The organism is Nocardioides candidus (genome assembly GCF_041321175.1).
Lineage (GTDB): Bacteria > Actinomycetota > Actinomycetes > Propionibacteriales > Nocardioidaceae > Nocardioides.
Genome location: NZ_JBGGWC010000001.1, coordinates 1,872,239 through 1,887,374, shown reverse-complemented (window position 1 = coordinate 1,887,374; position 15,136 = coordinate 1,872,239). Strand labels below are relative to the sequence as shown.

Sequence of the window (15,136 nt, the reverse complement as noted above, 5' to 3'; positions counted from 1 at the left end):
GTACGTCCGTCGGCGATCAGAACAGCCGGCGGGGCCTAGGAGAAGTCGGCGGCGGTCTTGCCCTTGAGGTCCTTGCGCAGGATCTTGCCGGAGGCCGACTTCGGGATCACGGGGATGAAGTCGACGACCCGCACCTTCTTGTGGGGGGCGACCTTCTCCGCGGTGTAGGCCATGACCTCCTCGGCGGTCAGGCTGGCGCCGGACTGCAGCACGATGAACGCGTGCGGGACCTCGCCGGCCTCCTCGTCGGGGTGCGGCACGACAGCTGCGTCGGCGATGTCGGGGTGCGTCAGCAGCACGGCCTCGAGCTCGGCGGGCGGCACCTGGTAGCCCTTGTACTTGATCAGCTCCTTGAGCCGGTCGACGACGTAGACCTCGCCGTCGGGGCCGACCTCCACGATGTCGCCGGTGTGCAGGTAGCCGTCGGCGTCGATGGTCTCGCGGGTCGCCTCGTCGTTGCCGAGGTAGCCCACCATCACGTTGGGTCCCTTGATCCAGAGCTCGCCGGGACTGGTGCGGCCGCCGGGCACCTCGTGGATCTCCTCGCCCGTCGCCGGGTCGACCACCTTGAACTCGACGTTGGCCACGGCCAGGCCGACCGACCCGATCGAGAGGTCGTCGCGGTCGAGGGGCAGGGCGTGCGAGACGGGACTGAGCTCCGTCATGCCGTAGCCCTGCAGCATGCCGCAGCCGAGGCGCTTCTTCACGGCCTCGCCCAGCGCCTCGTCGAGCGGGGCGGCACCGCTGAGGACCGCCCGCACGCTGGCGGTGTCGATGTCGTCGACCGCAGGGTGCTTGGCGAGCGCCACCGCCATCGGCGGGGCGATGTAGAGGAACGTGACGCGCTGCTCGTGGATGAGCCGGAGGAAGTCGTCGAGCTCGAAGCGCGGCATCGTGACGAGCTTGGCGCGCTGCTTGAGGGTGACGCTCATGATCACGTTCATGCCGTAGATGTGGAAGAACGGCAGCACCGCCATGACGACGTCGTCGGGCTCCTCGGCGATCGCCGACATCGACTGGAGCACGTTGGAGACCAGGTTGCGGTGGGTCAGCATCACGCCCTTGGCCTTGCCGGTGGTGCCGGAGGAGTAGGGCAGCACGGCGAGGTGGGTGTCCGGGTCGATGGTGACGTCGGGCGCGGCGTTGCCCTCCGACAGCAGGTCGGTGAGCGACTCGTGGCCGTCGGCGCCGTCGAGCACGATCACCTTGTCGGCGGGCAGGCCGACCTCGGCGCAGCCGGCGAGGGCGCCCGGCAGAAGGGGCGACACGGTGACGTAGCGGATGGCGCCGGAGTCGCGGAGCTGGTTGGCGATCTCGGGCGGCGTGTAGAGCGAGTTGATGGTCGTCGCGGTCGCCCCCGCCCGCAGGATGCCGTGGAAGGCGATCACGAAGGCCGTCGTGTTGGGGCAGTGCAGAGCGACGACGTCGCCCGCCCGCACCCCGCGAGCCGCCAGGGCGCCGGCGAAGGCATCGATGCGGTCGCGCAGGTCGCCGTACGACGTCTCGCTGGCCGTCAGCGAGTCGAAGACCGCCGGGCGGCCCAGCTCGTCGTCCGTCAGTCCCGCGAAGAGGAAGTCGTAGACGCTGACGTCGGGGATCTCGACATCGGCGAAGGGGCTCTTGAACGGCACGGCGTTGTCCTCTCGGCGAGCTGGTCGCGGTTGACCGGACCCTAGCGCCGCCGGGCGGCGACGGATACGGGCGACACCGGAGACTAGTCACAACGGACCGGGGGTCCCATGGACGAACGACCAGAACTTGGACGCTGCGGTGGGATTCGGGGCCGATCAGTCGTCAGCAGCGCCCGTGGCTCTGCAGAGTTGTCCTGTGCCCGACAAGCCACTCATCCGCGTCTACCTGCTGGACGCCCACGACATCGTGCGTCGGGGCGTCGCCAGCCTGGTCGCCGCGGAGCCGGACATCGAGATCGTGGGCCAGTCGGGCCGCGCCCACGACGCGACCGCCGAGATCCTCGACCTCCGCCCGGACGTCGCCCTGCTCGCGGCGCACCTGCCCGACGGCAGCGGGCTCGACGTGTGCCGCGACGTGCGCGCGGTGGACCCGTCGATCCGCGCCATGATCCTCACCAGCCGCCAGGACGACGAGTCGATCTCGGCCGCGATCCTGGCCGGCGCGGCCGGCTACGTGCTCACCCAGATCGAGGGCACGTCCCTCATCAGCGGCATCCGGCTGGTGGCGAGCGGGCACTCGCTCATCGACCGGTCCGTGGCGGCCCAGGCCATGCAGCAGGTGGAGATGCACAAGCGGTCGCTCCAGGTCGTCGCCGACCTGACCCCGCAGCAGAGCCGGATCCTGTTCCTCATCGCCGACGGGCTCACGAACCGGGAGATCGCGGAGCGGTTGTTCCTGGCGGAGAAGACCGTCAAGAACCACGTCACCGCCCTCCTGGGGCGGTTGGGTGTCGGGCACCGCACCCAGGCCGCCCTGCTCGCCCAGCGCCTGCGCGCCGACTCCGTGCGTCAGGCGTCCGCGCCGCGCCCCGGTGCGGTCGCCGCCTCCAGGGCGGGAGCCAGCAGCGCGGCGAGGTCGGCGGCCACGTCGTCCTCCGTCTCCGGCGGCATCGCGACGTAGCTGAAGCCCAGGCGCGCGATCATCCGGCTCAGCGCCTGCCCGGCCGCGGGGTCCGCCACCGGCCAGAGCGCTGCGACCGACTCCGTCAGGCGACGCGCGATGTGGGTCAGGAGCGGACCGCTGTCCGTCGTCACCAGCCGGACCAGGTCGGGGTGGGCGTCGCCGTGCTGCACCCGCCGGATCAGCGGGTCGCCGGAGGTGCCGTCGAGGAACGTCCGCAGGGCCGCCTCGAGGGCGGCCCGGGGGTCGTCGGCGTGGCGGCGCATGTCGGCGTCGACGAGGTCGCAGAAGGTGTCGGCGAGGTCGAACGCGTAGGCCTCGGCCAGCCCCGCCCGGGACCCGAAGTCGTTGTAGATGGTCTGGCGGCTGACACCGGCCCCCTTGGCCACCGCCTCCAGGGTCACCTTCGACCAGGGCCGCTCCATCAGCACCTCTCGCAACGAGGCGAAGACCGCCACACGGGTCGGCACTCCGGAGCGGCGCATGCCCGCACCCTAGATCACGAGCAGGTCAGCCACGCTTCGCCCGGAACGCGGACGGCCCGTTGCGCAGGCCCATCGCCACCAGGGCGCGCCCCCACGACCGGTCGGCGTCCGGCTCCCGACCGGCACCGAGCCGGTGCAGCTGGTCGGTGTGCCAGGAGAGGTCCAGCGCGCCGTCGACCTGGCGCAGGTCCACCATCTTGCCGAGCAGCGGCCGCAGGCCGGTGCGTACGACGCCCGCGCGGACCTCCGGCGCACCGCCCTCGAGCACCTGGGTCGCCACATCGGGGGCGAGGGCGGCCGGGCGGCCGAGACCGACGAGGTCGCACTCACGGGAGGCGACGGCCGCCTCCATCGCGGCGGTGGTGCGGAAGCCGCCGGTCACCGCGATCGGCACGTCGCCCGCCAGCGCACGGACCGAGGCGGCGTACTCCAGGAAGTAGGCCTCGCGGGCAGCCGTCGAGGCGCGCACGGCGCCGAGCATGACGGGCTTCTCGTAGGTGCCGCCACTGATCTCGATCAGGTCGATGCCCTCGGCCACCAGCTCGCGTACGACGTCGCGCGACTCCTCCTCCGAGAAGCCGCCGCGCTGGAAGTCCGCGGAGTTGAGCTTGATCCCGACGGCGAAGTCGTCGCCGACCGCTCCGCGCACGGCGCGCAGCACCTCGACGACGAACCGACGACGACGCTCGGCGTCCCCGCCCCACCGGTCGTCGCGCTGGTTGCTCAGCGGCGAGAGGAACTGGGTGATCAGGTAGCCGTGCGCGCCGTGCAGCTGTACGCCGTCGAACCCGGCCGCCTCGGCGACGGCGGCCGTCGTGGCGTACCGCTCGATGATGTCGCGGATCTCCGCGTCGGCCAGCTCGCGCGGCCGGACCGCCCCGGGCACGCGCGCGGCGATCGCGCTCGGTGCCACGGGCCGCTGCTTGCTGACCAGGGCGTTGGCCTGGCGCCCCGGGTGGTTGACCTGCATCCACAACGGCGTGCCGCTGCCCCGGAACGTGCCGGCCCACGCGCGCAGCCCCTCGAGGTCCCGGTCGTCCTCGACGACGACGTTGCCGGGCTCGCCGCGCTGGCGGCGGTCGACCATCACGTTGCCGGTCACGACCAGCCCGAAGCCGCCGTCCGCCCACCGGGAGTAGAGCCGCTCGAGCGCCTCGGAGGGGCCGCAGTCACGGGTGCCGAGCGACTCGCTGAGCGCCGACTTCATGAACCGGTTGGGCAGCTGCTGGCCGTTGCGCAGGTCGAGCGGCGCACTCAGGTGGGTGACGTCGGGCGCCGACGCGGTGGTGGTCATGCGGCGACCGTAGCACCGACCAGTCGCTTGACTTGCAAGTCGTGACGCATCCCTCACGGCTCACGGCTGCGGGCGGGCCTTCCCGGCCGCCCATGCCCGCGCGCGGATGCGGTGGAACGGCACGGTGCCCAGCTCCAGGCGTAGCCCGGCGATGCCCGAGTGCCGACGCGCGTACCGCAGCTCCCGGGGCAGGTCGCCGAGACCGTTGGAGACGAAGAAGACGCCGATCGACAACGTCGAGAGGGTTCCGACCGCGCGGCCGTCCTCGTCGACGAACGCGCTCCCGCTGTCGCCGGGCAGACCGGGCGAGCGGGAGGAGATCGTGTGCGCCCAGCCGCGGGCGGTCGAGCTGTCGGAGAAGGCGACCGCGGCCTGGCGGGAGTACGAGCTCTCCTCGGCGCGCAGCGACGACCGGCCGAACCCGAAGACGTTCTCGCCGATCGACAGCCCGTCGACGGGCAGCCCGGTCGGGCCGCCCCAGAAGGGCACGCTCGGGTTGACCAGGCCGCGCGCGCTCCGCGGCACCCGCACCAGCGCGAAGTCGTTGTAGGAGCACAGTGGTCCCCGCCGTACTCCCCTCTGCCGCATGGACCGCCAGCTGCTGTAGGCCAGTCGGCCCTCGGCGATCCGGTGCCCGAGGTCGTACGGCGACGCTCCCGTCGTGAACACGATGCGGCTGCCGAGCGGCCGGGTCGGCGTGCGGCAGTCGTGGGTTCCCTCGGCGAGCGCTGCACAGTGCGCGGCCTGGCCGAGGTAGACGCGGTGCGCCCTGTCGGTGAAGACGAAGTTGGTGGTGCACTGCCCGCCGCCCTCGGTGATCGTCTGGATCCCCGGCGTGATCCGGGCCCGACCGGCCGGCGCCCACCCCTGTGTCCGGCGCACCATCGGATCGTCCCCGGCGCTCGCGAAGTCCGCCTCGCCCTCGTCGTCACGCTCGAAGGGCGCGAACCACCAGTTGGCGATCGCGAGGATCGTCAGCAGGACGAGCACGGTCGACCACGGACCGCCTTCACGCTCGGCGCTCACACCCCGATCATTACCCCCTCGGGCCCCGCCGAGCCGACCCCGCGCCGCACACCGCCGTAGTCGGACGGGAGTGCTGAAAGCCCTGGTGCGGATGTGACTCACGAGGCGGCCGTCGTCGCCGGAAGGGGATCTGCTCCCGTCCGGTTACGGGAGATCACACGGTGAGCACCGACCGACGGCAGGCAGGCGCACATGCAGAGAGCCCCCGGCCGATGGCCGGGGGCTCTCTGATCGATCGGTGGAGCTGAGGGGACTCGAACCCCTGACCCTCTGCATGCCATGCAGATGCGCTACCAGCTGCGCCACAGCCCCGTGGTCTACAACGCGGAGAACCTTACCGAACGGTCCCGCGCGGATGAAATCGAGGTCCCCTCACCCGGCGGAAGTGGCCGTGCGGTTGTAGGCAGCGATCGCCCACCGGCCGGAGGCCCGCTCGACGAGCTCCACCCAGCCGCAGTTCGCGAGGGCGCGGAAGTCCTGGGCCCAGTCGATCGGCCAGCCCAGCCAGGCAGCCATCGCGGTGCGGATCGCGGCCCCGTGGGCGACGACCAGCGCGGTCTGCCCGGGCTCGATCGCCGCGGCCGCCTCCTTCATCACCGCTGTGAACCGCTCGGCCACCTGCGCCTGGGTCTCGGCGCCGGGGATGTCGTCCCAGTCGCCGGCGCGGAAGCGGGCGTACTCGGCCGGGTCGAGGGCGGCGTACTCCTCGTGGGTGAGCCCCTGCCGCTCCCCGAGGAAGCACTCCCGGAGGCGCTCGTCATAGGTCGGCGTGAGCCCGGTCACCGCCACCACCTGGTCGGTGGTCTGGCGCGCCCGCTGCAGGTCGGAGGAGAGGAGCACGACCGGCCCGAGAGCGGCGATCGCGGGCGCGACCGCACGCGCCTGCGCGAGACCGGTCTCGTCGAGCTCCGGGTCCAGCTGGCCCTGGATCCGCTGCGAGGCGTTCCACTCCGTGCGGCCGTGACGGAGCAGCACCAGCCTCCGCTCGGGCTCAGCCACCGGAGGAGGCGGGCCCGTGGACCTCGGCGGGCAGCGGAATGACCGGGCAGTCGCGCCACAGCCGCTCGAGAGCGTAGAACTGGCGCTCCTCGCTGTGCTGCACGTGCACCACGATCTCGCCGTAGTCGATGAGCACCCAACGGCCGTCGCGCTCGCCCTCGCGACGGATCGGCTTCGCGTCGATCTCGCGCAGCTTGTCCTCGATCTCGTCCACGATCGCCTTGACCTGACGGTCGTTGGCGCCGGAGACGAGCAGGAACGCGTCGGTGATCGCGAGCTGCTCGCTCACGTCGAAGGCCAGGATGTCGGTGGCGAGCTTGTCGGCGGCGGCGACGGCCGCCGCGTGGACCAGCTCGACGGCGTGCTCGGTCGCGGTCATCTCTCTCCGGGTTCTGCTGTGCTGCTGGGGTAGAGGCCGTGCTTGGTGATGTACTGCACGACCCCGTCAGGGACGAGGTACCAGATCGGCTGCCCGTCCGCCTGCCGCTGGCGGCAGTCGGTGGAGGAGATGGCCAGGGCCGGCACCTCCAACATCGTGACACGTTCGGCCGGGATCGCTGAAAGTGTCGCGGGGTCCATCTCCGCCCCCGGGCGCGTGCAGCCCACGAAGTGGGCCAGCGCGAAGACCTCGTCGGCGTCGTGCCAGCTGAAGATGTCGGTCAGCGCGTCGGCGCCGGTGATGAAGAACAGGTCGACGTCGGGACGTGCGGCGCGCAGGTCGCGCAGCGTGTCGACCGTGTACGTCGGCCCGCCCCTGTCGATGTCGACCCGGCTCACCGTGAAGCGCGGGTTGGCGGCGGTCGCGATGACCGTCATCAGGTAGCGGTGCTCGGCAGGCGAGACCTCGCGGTCGGCCTTCTGCCAGGGCTCCCCCGTCGGCACGAAAACGACCTCGTCGAGGTCGAACCAGCCCTGGACCTCCGACGCGGCGACCAGGTGGCCGTGGTGGATCGGGTCGAAGGTGCCGCCCATCACCCCGACGCGGGGTCGTCGAGCGGGGGCCGTCATCGCGGGACCGAGCGCCTCAGCTGTGGTCGCGGCCGCCGCCGAAGAAGACGAGGCCGAGGAGCAGGAGGGCCAGGATGGCGAACGCGCTACCGCCGATGAGCCACGGGTTGACGGCGGGTTCGCCGGCCTCCTCGGCGGCCTTGAGGACAGCGGCGGCGGTCAGGCTGATCTGCATGCGCGGGATCCTACCGGTGCTCAGTGGAACGCGAAGTCGACGCCCAGGAACAACAGGGTGAAGCGGATGCTCCGGCCCACGACCACCGTCGGGATGAACACCCACAGCGGCATCTTCAGGATGCCGGCAACGGCGGCCATCGCGAGCAGCGGCGGGATGCCGGCCGAGGCCGCGACGAAGATGATCGTGGCGGCGTACCAGGGGCGCCCCTGCATCCTGCCGGTCCACTTCTCGTAGGCGGCTTGGACCTTCGGCTTCGACAGCTTCTTCTGCGCCCACCGCGACTCGATGCCGTGGAGGGCCGCCTGGTACCAGATGACCTTGCCGACCGTGGCCCCCAGGCCGGCGGCGATGCCGAGCGAGATGGATGTGCCGAGGGTGGGGTCGGACGCGGCCGCACCGAGGATGTAGACCTCGATCGGGAGGAACGGGAGGAGAGCTGAGGCGATGCTGAAGGCAAACGTCGTCAGCCACAGGATCATGCGACCGCGGACCTCTCCGGCACCGGCACCCCGAGCTGGAGCAGCCATCGCAGGGACACGCACTTCAGGACGAGCAGCCCGATCGCGATCAGGGTGCCGAGCCAGACCCACCCACTGACCAGCAGGATCACCGCGAAGGCCCCGGAGTTGGCTGCCTTGCCCACGCGTGACCAGTTCCAGAGGTAGATCCTGCGGTCGATGACGTGGAAGTAGTTGGGGCTGCGGATCGGCCACGCGAGGAAGGCGAGCGACAGGTACATGTCGATCACCATGAACTCGAACAGGTAGATCGCGATCGGGACACCGATCCACGTCATCGGGTCGTCGCTGATCCAGCCGCCCGGCTGGAGCCAGATCAGGCCCACGTAGAGGACGCCGCAGCTGAGCCGGTCGCACATCATGTCGACGACGGCGCCCATCCGGGTCTCGCAGTCGCGCCACCGCGCCCACTCACCGTCGATGCTGTCGCCGACCCAGTAGCTGACCAGCCCGATGACGATCCACGTCAGGCTGGCCTCGTGCGCCGCCCACAGCGCGATGGCCAGCGTGATGATCGTCCGGACGAACGTGATGATCGTCGCGCCGGTGAAGAGCTTCTCGGTGGAGGGATCCGCGTACGTCCGTTCGGGGGTCCCTGCCATGGCCGGAAACCTACCGTGCAGACCCCGTCGGGACCCGAACAACCCCTGTCGTCAGCGGACGTGCCCGTCGCCGACCACGACGTACTTGGTCGACGTCATCTCGGGCAGGCCCATCGGCCCGCGGGCGTGCAGCTTCTGGGTGCTGATGCCGATCTCGGCCCCGAAGCCGAACTCGCCGCCGTCGGTGAAGCGGGTGGAGGCGTTGACCAGCACGGCCGCGGAGTCGACCTCGGCGACGAACCGGCGTGCCGCCGCCTGGTCCCGGGTGATGATCGCGTCGGAGTGCTGGCTGGACCAGCGCCGGATGTGGTCGAGCGCCGCGTCGAGGTCCGGTACGACGCGCGCGGCGATGTCGAGGGAGAGGTACTCCGTCGCCCAGTCGTCGTCGGTGGCCGGCTCGACGCCGTCGTACGCCGCGAAGACGTTGTCGCCGTGGACGGTGACGCCGGCCTCCTGGAGGGCCGTGACGACCCGGGGCAGGAACACCTCGGCGACGTCCGCGTGGACCAGCAGCGACTCGGCGGCGTTGCACACGCTGGTGCGGTGGGTCTTGGAGTTGAGCACGATCGCCAGAGCCTGGTCGAGGTCGGCGGCCGCGTCGACGTAGACGTGGCAGTTGCCGACACCCGTCTCGATCACCGGCACCGTCGACTCCTCGACGACGGACCGGATCAGGGCCGCACCCCCGCGCGGGATGAGTACGTCGACGAACCCGCGCGCCCGCATCAGGGCCTTCACGCTGTCATGGGTCTCCCCCGGCACCAGCTGGACGACGTCGGCGGGCAGGCCGGAGGCCGCCACCGCGTCGCGGAGGACCTCGACGATCGCCGCGTTGCTCGAACGCGCGCTCGAGCTGCCGCGCAGGAGGACGGCGTTGCCGGACTTCAGGCAGATGCCGGCGGCGTCCGCCGTCACGTTGGGACGGGCCTCGTAGATCATCCCGACGACACCGAACGGCACCCGTACCTGACGCAGCTCCAGACCGTTGGCGAGCACGCCGCCGCGGACCACTTCGCCGACCGGGTCGGGCAGCCCGGCCACGTCGCGCAGCCCCTGGGCCATGGCGGCGACCCGCTCCGGGGTGAGGCGCAGCCGGTCGATGATGTTGGCCGGCGTGCCGGCTTCCTCGGCGCGCCGTACGTCGTCGTCGTTGGCGGCGACCACTTCCGCCTGCCGAGCCACGAGGGCGTCGGCCATCGCCTGGAGAGCGGCGTCCTTGGCGGCGCGGGTGGCGAGCGCCAGGTCGCGTCCGGCGACCCGCCCGCGGCGGGCTGCGTCAATCACGTCGTCGGCGATGCTCACCTGTGCAAGGTTAGTGGCGCTCAGACGCAACCGACCTGCCGTCTCGGGCGTCTACCAGTCAGGCGCGAGCTCCGCGTCACCCATCACTGCTGTCACCCTGCTCGAGGAGGAGTTCGTGATCCATCCCCTGTCCCCCGGCCGGAAGCGCTGGAGCCCCGTTGCCCGGGGCGTCCTGGCGGCCGCCGTGCTCGGCGCGCCGCTGCTCGCCGCTTCCGCCAGCACCCCGGCGCTCGGCGCCGACCCCACGAACCCGACGATCGAGCTCAACGCTCCCTCGGCGGTCACGGCCTACACCTACGGGGGCGGGCGGATCTACTCCGACCTCGGCTTCCGCCTCGACGTCGACGGCGGCCCGCTGGTCATCTGGTCGCAGCGCGCCGGCGACTACAAGAGCGCACCGACCGCGGTCGCGAAGCTTCCCGAGGGCGACGTCACGCTGCCCCGCCAGAAGATGATCGGCAAGCTGGACCGGTTCATCCGGATCAGGCTCGTCGACCGCAACGACCCGGACGCGCACCCGGTGGTCAAGCGCCGCAGCACCTGCATCGGCGAGATGTCGGAACGCGCGCGTCCCGACGCCGACATCAAGAACCCCTATCCGACCACCTGCTACTACAACCCCTACTCGCTCGGCGGGGTGCAGGGCGTGCCGGACGGCTGGGCCGCGAGCCTCTTCGGCTACGACTCCGGGTTCCGGGTGAAGCCGGGCGACTACGACCTCACCGTCTCCATCACCAAGGGGTACGCCGACGCGCTCGGCATGGCGGCCGACGCCCGCTCCGCCACGACGCACCTCACGGTGCTCGACGAGGGCGAGTGCCGTGGCTGCCGCAGCGGTGACGAGCGGCTCCGTCCCAACCGCCGCGAGCCCAACCCGGCGAAGGGCATCGACTCGCTCGCCGAGCTGCCGCCGGGCACGCCGGTGCCGGACCTCCGCGCGCTCCCGGCGTTCGGCATCCAGGTCAACCGCAAAGGCACCCAGCTGCAGTTCTCCGCGAACGTCTGGAACGCAGGCAACTCCCCGATGGTCGTCGACGGGTTCCGCCGCGACGGCGAGGACATCATGGACGCCTACCAGTACTTCCTCGACCCCGACGGCAACCAGGTCGCCTACCAGCAGGTCGGCACCATGGAGTGGGACCCGCGGCCGACGCACATGCACTGGCACTTCACCGACTTCGCCACCTACGAGCTGCTCAACGCCGACAAGACGCGCGCGGTCCGTTCGGGCAAGGAGGCCTTCTGCCTGGCCAACACCGACGCGGTGGACCTGACCGTCGACGGTGCGGAGTGGGGCGCCTACGAGGACGACCTCGGCAGCGTCTGCGGCGGTTACGAGACCCGCTCGGTGCGCGAGGTGCTCTCGGCCGGCTGGGGCGACACCTACGCCCAGTTCCGGGCGGGGCAGTCCTTCCCGATCAAGAACCTTCCTGACGGCACCTACTACGTGCGGGTGCTCGCCAACCCGAAGGACGTCCTGATCGAGAGCGACACCGCCAACAACGAGTCGCTGCGGAAGATCCACATCTGGACCGACAAGTCCGGCAAGCGCCGCGTGACGGTGCCGCAGGTCGGCGTCGTCAACGAGGCGGACGGCATCTACTACCGACGCTGACCGACAGACGACGAAGCCCCCGGCACCCTTCAGGTGCCGGGGGCTTCTCGTTGTTCGGTGGTCGAGGAGATCGCGCTAGCGACCGCGCTCAGCCGGTGGTCGAGGAGGTCGCGCTAGCGACCGCGCTCAGCCGGTGGTCGAGGAGGTCGCGCTAACGACCGCCCTCAGCCGGTGGTCGAGGAGGTCGCGCTAGCGACCGCCCTCTGCCGGTGGTCGAGGAGGTCGCGCTAGCGACCGCGCTCAGCCGGTGGTCGAGGAGGTCGCGCTAGCGACCCCGCTCAGCCGGTGGTCGAGGAGGTCGCGCTAGCGACCCCGCTCAGCCGGTGGTCGAGGAGGTCGCGCTAGCGACCCCGCTCAGCCGGTGGTCGAGGAGGTCGCGCTAGCGACCGCGCTCAGCCGGTGGTCGAGGAGGTCGCGCTAGCGACCGTCTCGAGACCTACTTCCGCTTCTCGACCGCCTCGGTGACGGCGGGGAGCACGGTGTGCAGGTCGCCGACGACGCCGAAGTCGACGAGCTCGAAGATCGGGGCCTCCTCGTCCTTGTTGACCGCGACGATGGTCTTCGAGGTCTGCATGCCGGCCCGGTGCTGGATCGCGCCGGAGATGCCGTTGGCGATGTAGAGCTGCGGCGACACGGTCTTGCCGGTCTGGCCGATCTGCAGGTTGTGCGGCTTCCAGCCGGAGTCGACGGCGGCACGCGACGCGCCGACGGCAGCGCCGAGCGCGTCGGCCAGGCCCTCCACCTCGGAGAAGTCACCGCCGGTGCCACGACCACCGGAGACCACGATCGCGGCCTCGGCGAGCTCGGGACGACCGCTGGACTGACGCGGGTTGGACGCCACGACCCGGGCGGCCTTGGCCGCGTCGGAGATGGTGACGTCGACCTTCTCGACGGTGCCGGCGCCGGCACCCTCCTCGGGCGAGGCCGAGTTGGGCTTGACGGTGATGATCGGCGTGCCCGTGGTGACCTTGGCCTTGACGGTGTAGTTGCCGGCGAAGACCGACTGCGTGGTCGTGCCGTCACCGTCGACGTCCACGGCGTCGGTGATCAGGCCCGAGCCGAGCTTGATCGCGAGGCGACCGGCGATCTCCTTGCCCTCGGCGGAGGACACGATCAGGATCGCGGCCGGCGAGGCCTTCTCGGCGACCTGCTGGAGCACCTCGGCCTTGGGCGCCACGAGGAAGCCCTTCACCTCGGCGTCGTCAACGGCGTAGACCTTCTCGGCGCCGTACTTGGCCAGGTCGGCCGCCGCACCCTCGGCCTTGTCCGCGCCACCGATGAAGACGGCGGACGGCGATCCGATGCGCTTGGCGATCGCGAGGAGCTCGAGGGTCGGCTTGCGAACAGCACCGTCGACGTGGTCGACGAGAACCAGAACTTCAGACATGTCTTGTTGCTCCTCAGATGAACTTCTTCGAGGCGAGGAAGTCGACCAGCGCAGAAGCGCCCGAGCCGTCCTCGTCCTTGACGATCTCGCCGGCGGTGCGCGGCGGGCGGGCGGTGGTCTCCTCGACCGAGGACCACGCGACAGAGAGGCCGACGTCGCCGGCGTCGACGCCGAGGTCGCCGAGGCTGTAGGTCTCCAGGGGCTTCTTCTTGGCCGCCATGATGCCCTTGAACGACGGGTAGCGGGCCTCGCCCGACTGGTCGGTGACGGAGGCGACGAGCGGCATGGTGGCGATCACGACGTCGGTCGCGACGTCGCCGTCACGCTGGACGGCGATCTGGTTCTCCTTGCGCTCGATGCGCGAGCCCAGGGTCACCTGCGGGAGGCCGAGGCGCTCGGCGAGCATCGCGGGGACGACGCTCATCGCGCCGTCGGTCGAGGCCATGCCGCACATGACGACGTCGACGGAGCCGATCTTCTCGACGGCCTTGGCCAGCACCAGCGAGGTCGCGATCGCGTCGGACCCGGCAATCGCCTCGTCCTGGACGTGCACACCCTGGTCGGCACCCATCTGCAGCGCCTTGCGCACCGCGTCGGCCGCCTTCTCGGGGCCGACGGTCAGCGCGGTGACCGTCACCTCCTCCTCGGTGCCCTCCTTGAGCTGGAGAGCCTGCTCGACGGCGTACTCGTCGAGCTCCGACAGGAGGCCGTCGACCGCAACGCGGTCAACAGTGTTGTCCGACTCGAACCGCGGGTCCGCGGTGGCGTCGGGGACGTACTTCACACAGACGACAATGTTCATGGTTGTGGCCGGACCGGCCCCTTCCTGCACTCGTGCGACCCGTGTGGGTCGTCAGTTGGTCCAAAAGTGGACAGCGATCGCAGGTTACCGCCCAGTCACCTGGTCGAGGTAACCCCGCGTACGTGGACTACCTCACACGGTAACCGTGCGAGGACCGGGCAACGCGCCCGTCTTACGGGCGGATGAGCCGCTCGAGGAACCGACCGATGATGAGGTACACCACGGCTGCGATGCCGTAGTTGAACAGGGCCGTCTTGACGTCGGCGTTGGGTGCCTTGAATTCCTTGACCGGCTTGTCGAGGTCGAACCAGCCGAGGTCGAAGGCGTCCGCGAGGTCGCGCACCAGCTTGACCAGGCCGTTGTCCACGTTGGCGTCGAGCGCGAAGCTGAAGGCGGCTGCAGCCAGGACCAGGGCCAGCGTGAGGCAGACCACCCACACAGCGCGCGAGAGGACGCCGCGGATGCGCGCGACCGTCAGCGTCGTGCTGCTCCCCGTCCCCTCAGCAGCGGGCTTGTCTGCCATCTTGCTCATCGTCCCTCGAATTCCGCCTTGCCGGGTCCGTTCTCGATGAAGGATCGCATGCCGATGGCCCGATCCTCGGTTGCGAACACCGAGGCGAACTGGTGGCGCTCGATGGCCAGACCGGTCTCGAGGTCGCTCTCCAGGCCGCGGTCGACGCAGTCCTTGATCGCACGCAGCGCGTAGGGCGCCGCGTGCTCGAAGGTGCGGGCGAACGCGACGGCCGCGTCGTAGACCTCCCCGGGCGGGAGGACCCGGTCGACCAGACCGATGCGCAGGGCCTCGTCGGCCTTCACGAAGCGGCCGGTGTACATCAGCTCCTTGGCCGTCGACGGGCCGACCAGCCGCGCGAGCCGCTGCGTGCCGCCGGCGCCCGGGATGATGCCGAGGAGCACCTCGGGCTGTCCGAGCACCGCGTCCTCCGCGGCGAAGCGCAGGTCGGCGGCGAGCGCGAGCTCGCAGCCGCCACCGAGGGCGTAGCCGTTGACCGCGGCGATCACGGGCTTCGGGATGCGGGCGATGGCCGTGATCGGCGCCTGGAGCCGGTCGCCGCGGTCGACCATGTCGACGTACGACTTCTCGGCCATCTCCTTCACGTCGTTGCCCGCGGCGAAGACCCGCTCGCCTCCCCACAGCACCACCGCGCGCACGTCGGTGCGCTCGGTCGCCTCCGCGGCGGCCGCGAGCAGCTCGTCCTGGACCTGGAAGCTGATGGCGTTCATCTTGGGCCGGTCCAGCCGGATCGTCCCGACGCCGTCGGCGACCTCGAGTCGCACGAACTCGCTGCTCATCTGGCTCCTCTTGTGGT

Annotated in this window: 17 protein-coding genes and 1 tRNA gene; 2 read left to right on the top strand and 16 right to left on the bottom strand. The window is 70.8% G+C overall.

Annotation, left to right across the window (positions count from 1 at the left end; all coding sequences use genetic code 11):
- Window positions 1-35 precede the first annotated feature (35 nt).
- On the bottom strand, window positions 36-1,631 hold the full coding sequence (locus ACAX67_RS09355; RefSeq protein ID WP_370703532.1) for an AMP-binding protein: 1,596 nt from the start codon (window positions 1,629-1,631) through the stop codon (window positions 36-38).
- Between the two features lie 196 nt (window positions 1,632-1,827).
- Between ACAX67_RS09355 and ACAX67_RS09350 the strand changes: the two genes are divergently transcribed.
- A complete protein-coding gene (locus ACAX67_RS09350; protein ID WP_370703531.1) occupies window positions 1,828-2,592 on the top strand; it encodes a LuxR C-terminal-related transcriptional regulator in 765 nt (254 codons plus the stop codon).
- Here ACAX67_RS09350 and ACAX67_RS09345 read toward each other — a convergent pair.
- The 11 genes from ACAX67_RS09345 to ACAX67_RS09295 form a co-directional block, all read right to left on the bottom strand.
- The gene (locus ACAX67_RS09345; RefSeq protein ID WP_370703530.1) at window positions 2,481-3,077 is read right to left on the bottom strand and encodes a TetR/AcrR family transcriptional regulator; all 597 of its coding nucleotides are present in this window, start codon (window positions 3,075-3,077) and stop codon (window positions 2,481-2,483) included. The two genes, ACAX67_RS09350 and ACAX67_RS09345, sit on opposite strands and share 112 nt — an antisense overlap.
- A 25-nt stretch (window positions 3,078-3,102) precedes the next feature.
- Complete coding sequence (locus tag ACAX67_RS09340; RefSeq protein ID WP_370703529.1) at window positions 3,103-4,371, bottom strand: NADH:flavin oxidoreductase/NADH oxidase family protein; 1,269 nt, start codon at window positions 4,369-4,371, stop codon at window positions 3,103-3,105.
- A 60-nt stretch (window positions 4,372-4,431) separates the two neighbouring features.
- On the bottom strand, window positions 4,432-5,397 hold the full coding sequence (locus tag ACAX67_RS09335; RefSeq protein ID WP_370703528.1) for a S1 family serine peptidase: 966 nt from the start codon (window positions 5,395-5,397) through the stop codon (window positions 4,432-4,434).
- Window positions 5,398-5,636: 239 nt separating this feature from the next.
- Window positions 5,637-5,709 (bottom strand) — tRNA-Ala (locus ACAX67_RS09330).
- 60 nt (window positions 5,710-5,769) lie between these two features.
- Complete coding sequence (locus tag ACAX67_RS09325) at window positions 5,770-6,396, bottom strand: histidine phosphatase family protein (protein ID WP_370703527.1); 627 nt, start codon at window positions 6,394-6,396, stop codon at window positions 5,770-5,772.
- Window positions 6,389-6,775, bottom strand: a complete 387-nt coding sequence (gene rsfS, locus ACAX67_RS09320; RefSeq protein ID WP_370703526.1) for a ribosome silencing factor — start codon at window positions 6,773-6,775, stop codon at window positions 6,389-6,391. The genes ACAX67_RS09325 and rsfS overlap by 8 nt, the downstream gene beginning before the upstream one ends.
- Entirely contained in the window at window positions 6,772-7,404 is a 633-nt protein-coding gene (nadD, locus tag ACAX67_RS09315; protein WP_370703525.1) for a nicotinate-nucleotide adenylyltransferase, read from the bottom strand. The genes rsfS and nadD overlap by 4 nt, the downstream gene beginning before the upstream one ends.
- Before the next feature lie 16 nt (window positions 7,405-7,420).
- The gene (locus tag ACAX67_RS09310; protein WP_370703524.1) at window positions 7,421-7,579 is read right to left on the bottom strand and encodes a hypothetical protein; all 159 of its coding nucleotides are present in this window, start codon (window positions 7,577-7,579) and stop codon (window positions 7,421-7,423) included.
- A gap of 20 nt (window positions 7,580-7,599) precedes the next feature.
- The gene (locus ACAX67_RS09305; protein ID WP_370703523.1) at window positions 7,600-8,061 is read right to left on the bottom strand and encodes a hypothetical protein; all 462 of its coding nucleotides are present in this window, start codon (window positions 8,059-8,061) and stop codon (window positions 7,600-7,602) included.
- The gene (locus ACAX67_RS09300; RefSeq protein ID WP_370703522.1) at window positions 8,058-8,702 is read right to left on the bottom strand and encodes a CDP-alcohol phosphatidyltransferase family protein; all 645 of its coding nucleotides are present in this window, start codon (window positions 8,700-8,702) and stop codon (window positions 8,058-8,060) included. The genes ACAX67_RS09305 and ACAX67_RS09300 overlap by 4 nt, the downstream gene beginning before the upstream one ends.
- Before the next feature lie 51 nt (window positions 8,703-8,753).
- Window positions 8,754-10,004 carry a glutamate-5-semialdehyde dehydrogenase gene (locus ACAX67_RS09295; protein ID WP_370703521.1) on the bottom strand — a complete coding sequence of 417 codons (1,251 nt, stop codon included), beginning with the start codon at window positions 10,002-10,004 and terminating at the stop codon, window positions 8,754-8,756.
- Between the two features lie 115 nt (window positions 10,005-10,119).
- Here ACAX67_RS09295 and ACAX67_RS09290 point away from each other — a divergent pair, with 115 nt between their 5' ends.
- Window positions 10,120-11,619, top strand: a complete 1,500-nt coding sequence (locus tag ACAX67_RS09290) for a lysyl oxidase family protein (RefSeq protein WP_370703520.1) — start codon at window positions 10,120-10,122, stop codon at window positions 11,617-11,619.
- A gap of 436 nt (window positions 11,620-12,055) precedes the next feature.
- On the opposite strand, the gene ACAX67_RS09285 is transcribed toward ACAX67_RS09290, so the two are convergent.
- The 4 genes from ACAX67_RS09285 to ACAX67_RS09270 all read right to left on the bottom strand — a co-directional run bounded on the left by ACAX67_RS09285 (window position 12,056) and on the right by ACAX67_RS09270 (window position 15,119).
- Window positions 12,056-13,006, bottom strand: coding sequence for an electron transfer flavoprotein subunit alpha/FixB family protein (locus ACAX67_RS09285; RefSeq protein WP_370703519.1), 951 nt, complete (start codon window positions 13,004-13,006; stop codon window positions 12,056-12,058).
- 13 nt (window positions 13,007-13,019) lie between these two features.
- A complete protein-coding gene (locus ACAX67_RS09280) occupies window positions 13,020-13,790 on the bottom strand; it encodes an electron transfer flavoprotein subunit beta/FixA family protein (RefSeq protein WP_527891000.1) in 771 nt (256 codons plus the stop codon).
- Window positions 13,791-13,980: 190 nt separating this feature from the next.
- Window positions 13,981-14,331 (bottom strand): hypothetical protein, encoded by a 351-nt coding sequence (locus ACAX67_RS09275; RefSeq protein ID WP_370703517.1) that lies wholly within the window; start codon window positions 14,329-14,331, stop codon window positions 13,981-13,983.
- 5 nt (window positions 14,332-14,336) lie between these two features.
- Window positions 14,337-15,119, bottom strand: coding sequence for an enoyl-CoA hydratase/isomerase family protein (locus ACAX67_RS09270; protein ID WP_370703516.1), 783 nt, complete (start codon window positions 15,117-15,119; stop codon window positions 14,337-14,339).
- Window positions 15,120-15,136: the final 17 nt, after the last annotated feature.

Excerpts from the sequence above, each read along its gene's own strand:
- ACAX67_RS09345 (WP_370703530.1), bottom strand. The coding sequence starts at position 3,077 with ATGCGCCGCTCCGGAGTGCCGACCCGTGTGGCGGTCTTCGCCTCGTTG.
- ACAX67_RS09340 (WP_370703529.1), bottom strand. The coding sequence starts at position 4,371 with ATGACCACCACCGCGTCGGCGCCCGACGTCACCCACCTGAGTGCGCCG.
- rsfS (WP_370703526.1), bottom strand. The coding sequence starts at position 6,775 with ATGACCGCGACCGAGCACGCCGTCGAGCTGGTCCACGCGGCGGCCGTC.
- nadD (WP_370703525.1), bottom strand. The coding sequence starts at position 7,404 with ATGACGGCCCCCGCTCGACGACCCCGCGTCGGGGTGATGGGCGGCACC.
- ACAX67_RS09310 (WP_370703524.1), bottom strand. The coding sequence starts at position 7,579 with ATGCAGATCAGCCTGACCGCCGCCGCTGTCCTCAAGGCCGCCGAGGAG.
- ACAX67_RS09305 (WP_370703523.1), bottom strand. The coding sequence starts at position 8,061 with ATGATCCTGTGGCTGACGACGTTTGCCTTCAGCATCGCCTCAGCTCTC.
- ACAX67_RS09300 (WP_370703522.1), bottom strand. The coding sequence starts at position 8,702 with ATGGCAGGGACCCCCGAACGGACGTACGCGGATCCCTCCACCGAGAAG.
- ACAX67_RS09285 (WP_370703519.1), bottom strand. The coding sequence starts at position 13,006 with ATGTCTGAAGTTCTGGTTCTCGTCGACCACGTCGACGGTGCTGTTCGC.
- ACAX67_RS09275 (WP_370703517.1), bottom strand. The coding sequence starts at position 14,331 with ATGGCAGACAAGCCCGCTGCTGAGGGGACGGGGAGCAGCACGACGCTG.
- ACAX67_RS09270 (WP_370703516.1), bottom strand. The coding sequence starts at position 15,119 with ATGAGCAGCGAGTTCGTGCGACTCGAGGTCGCCGACGGCGTCGGGACG.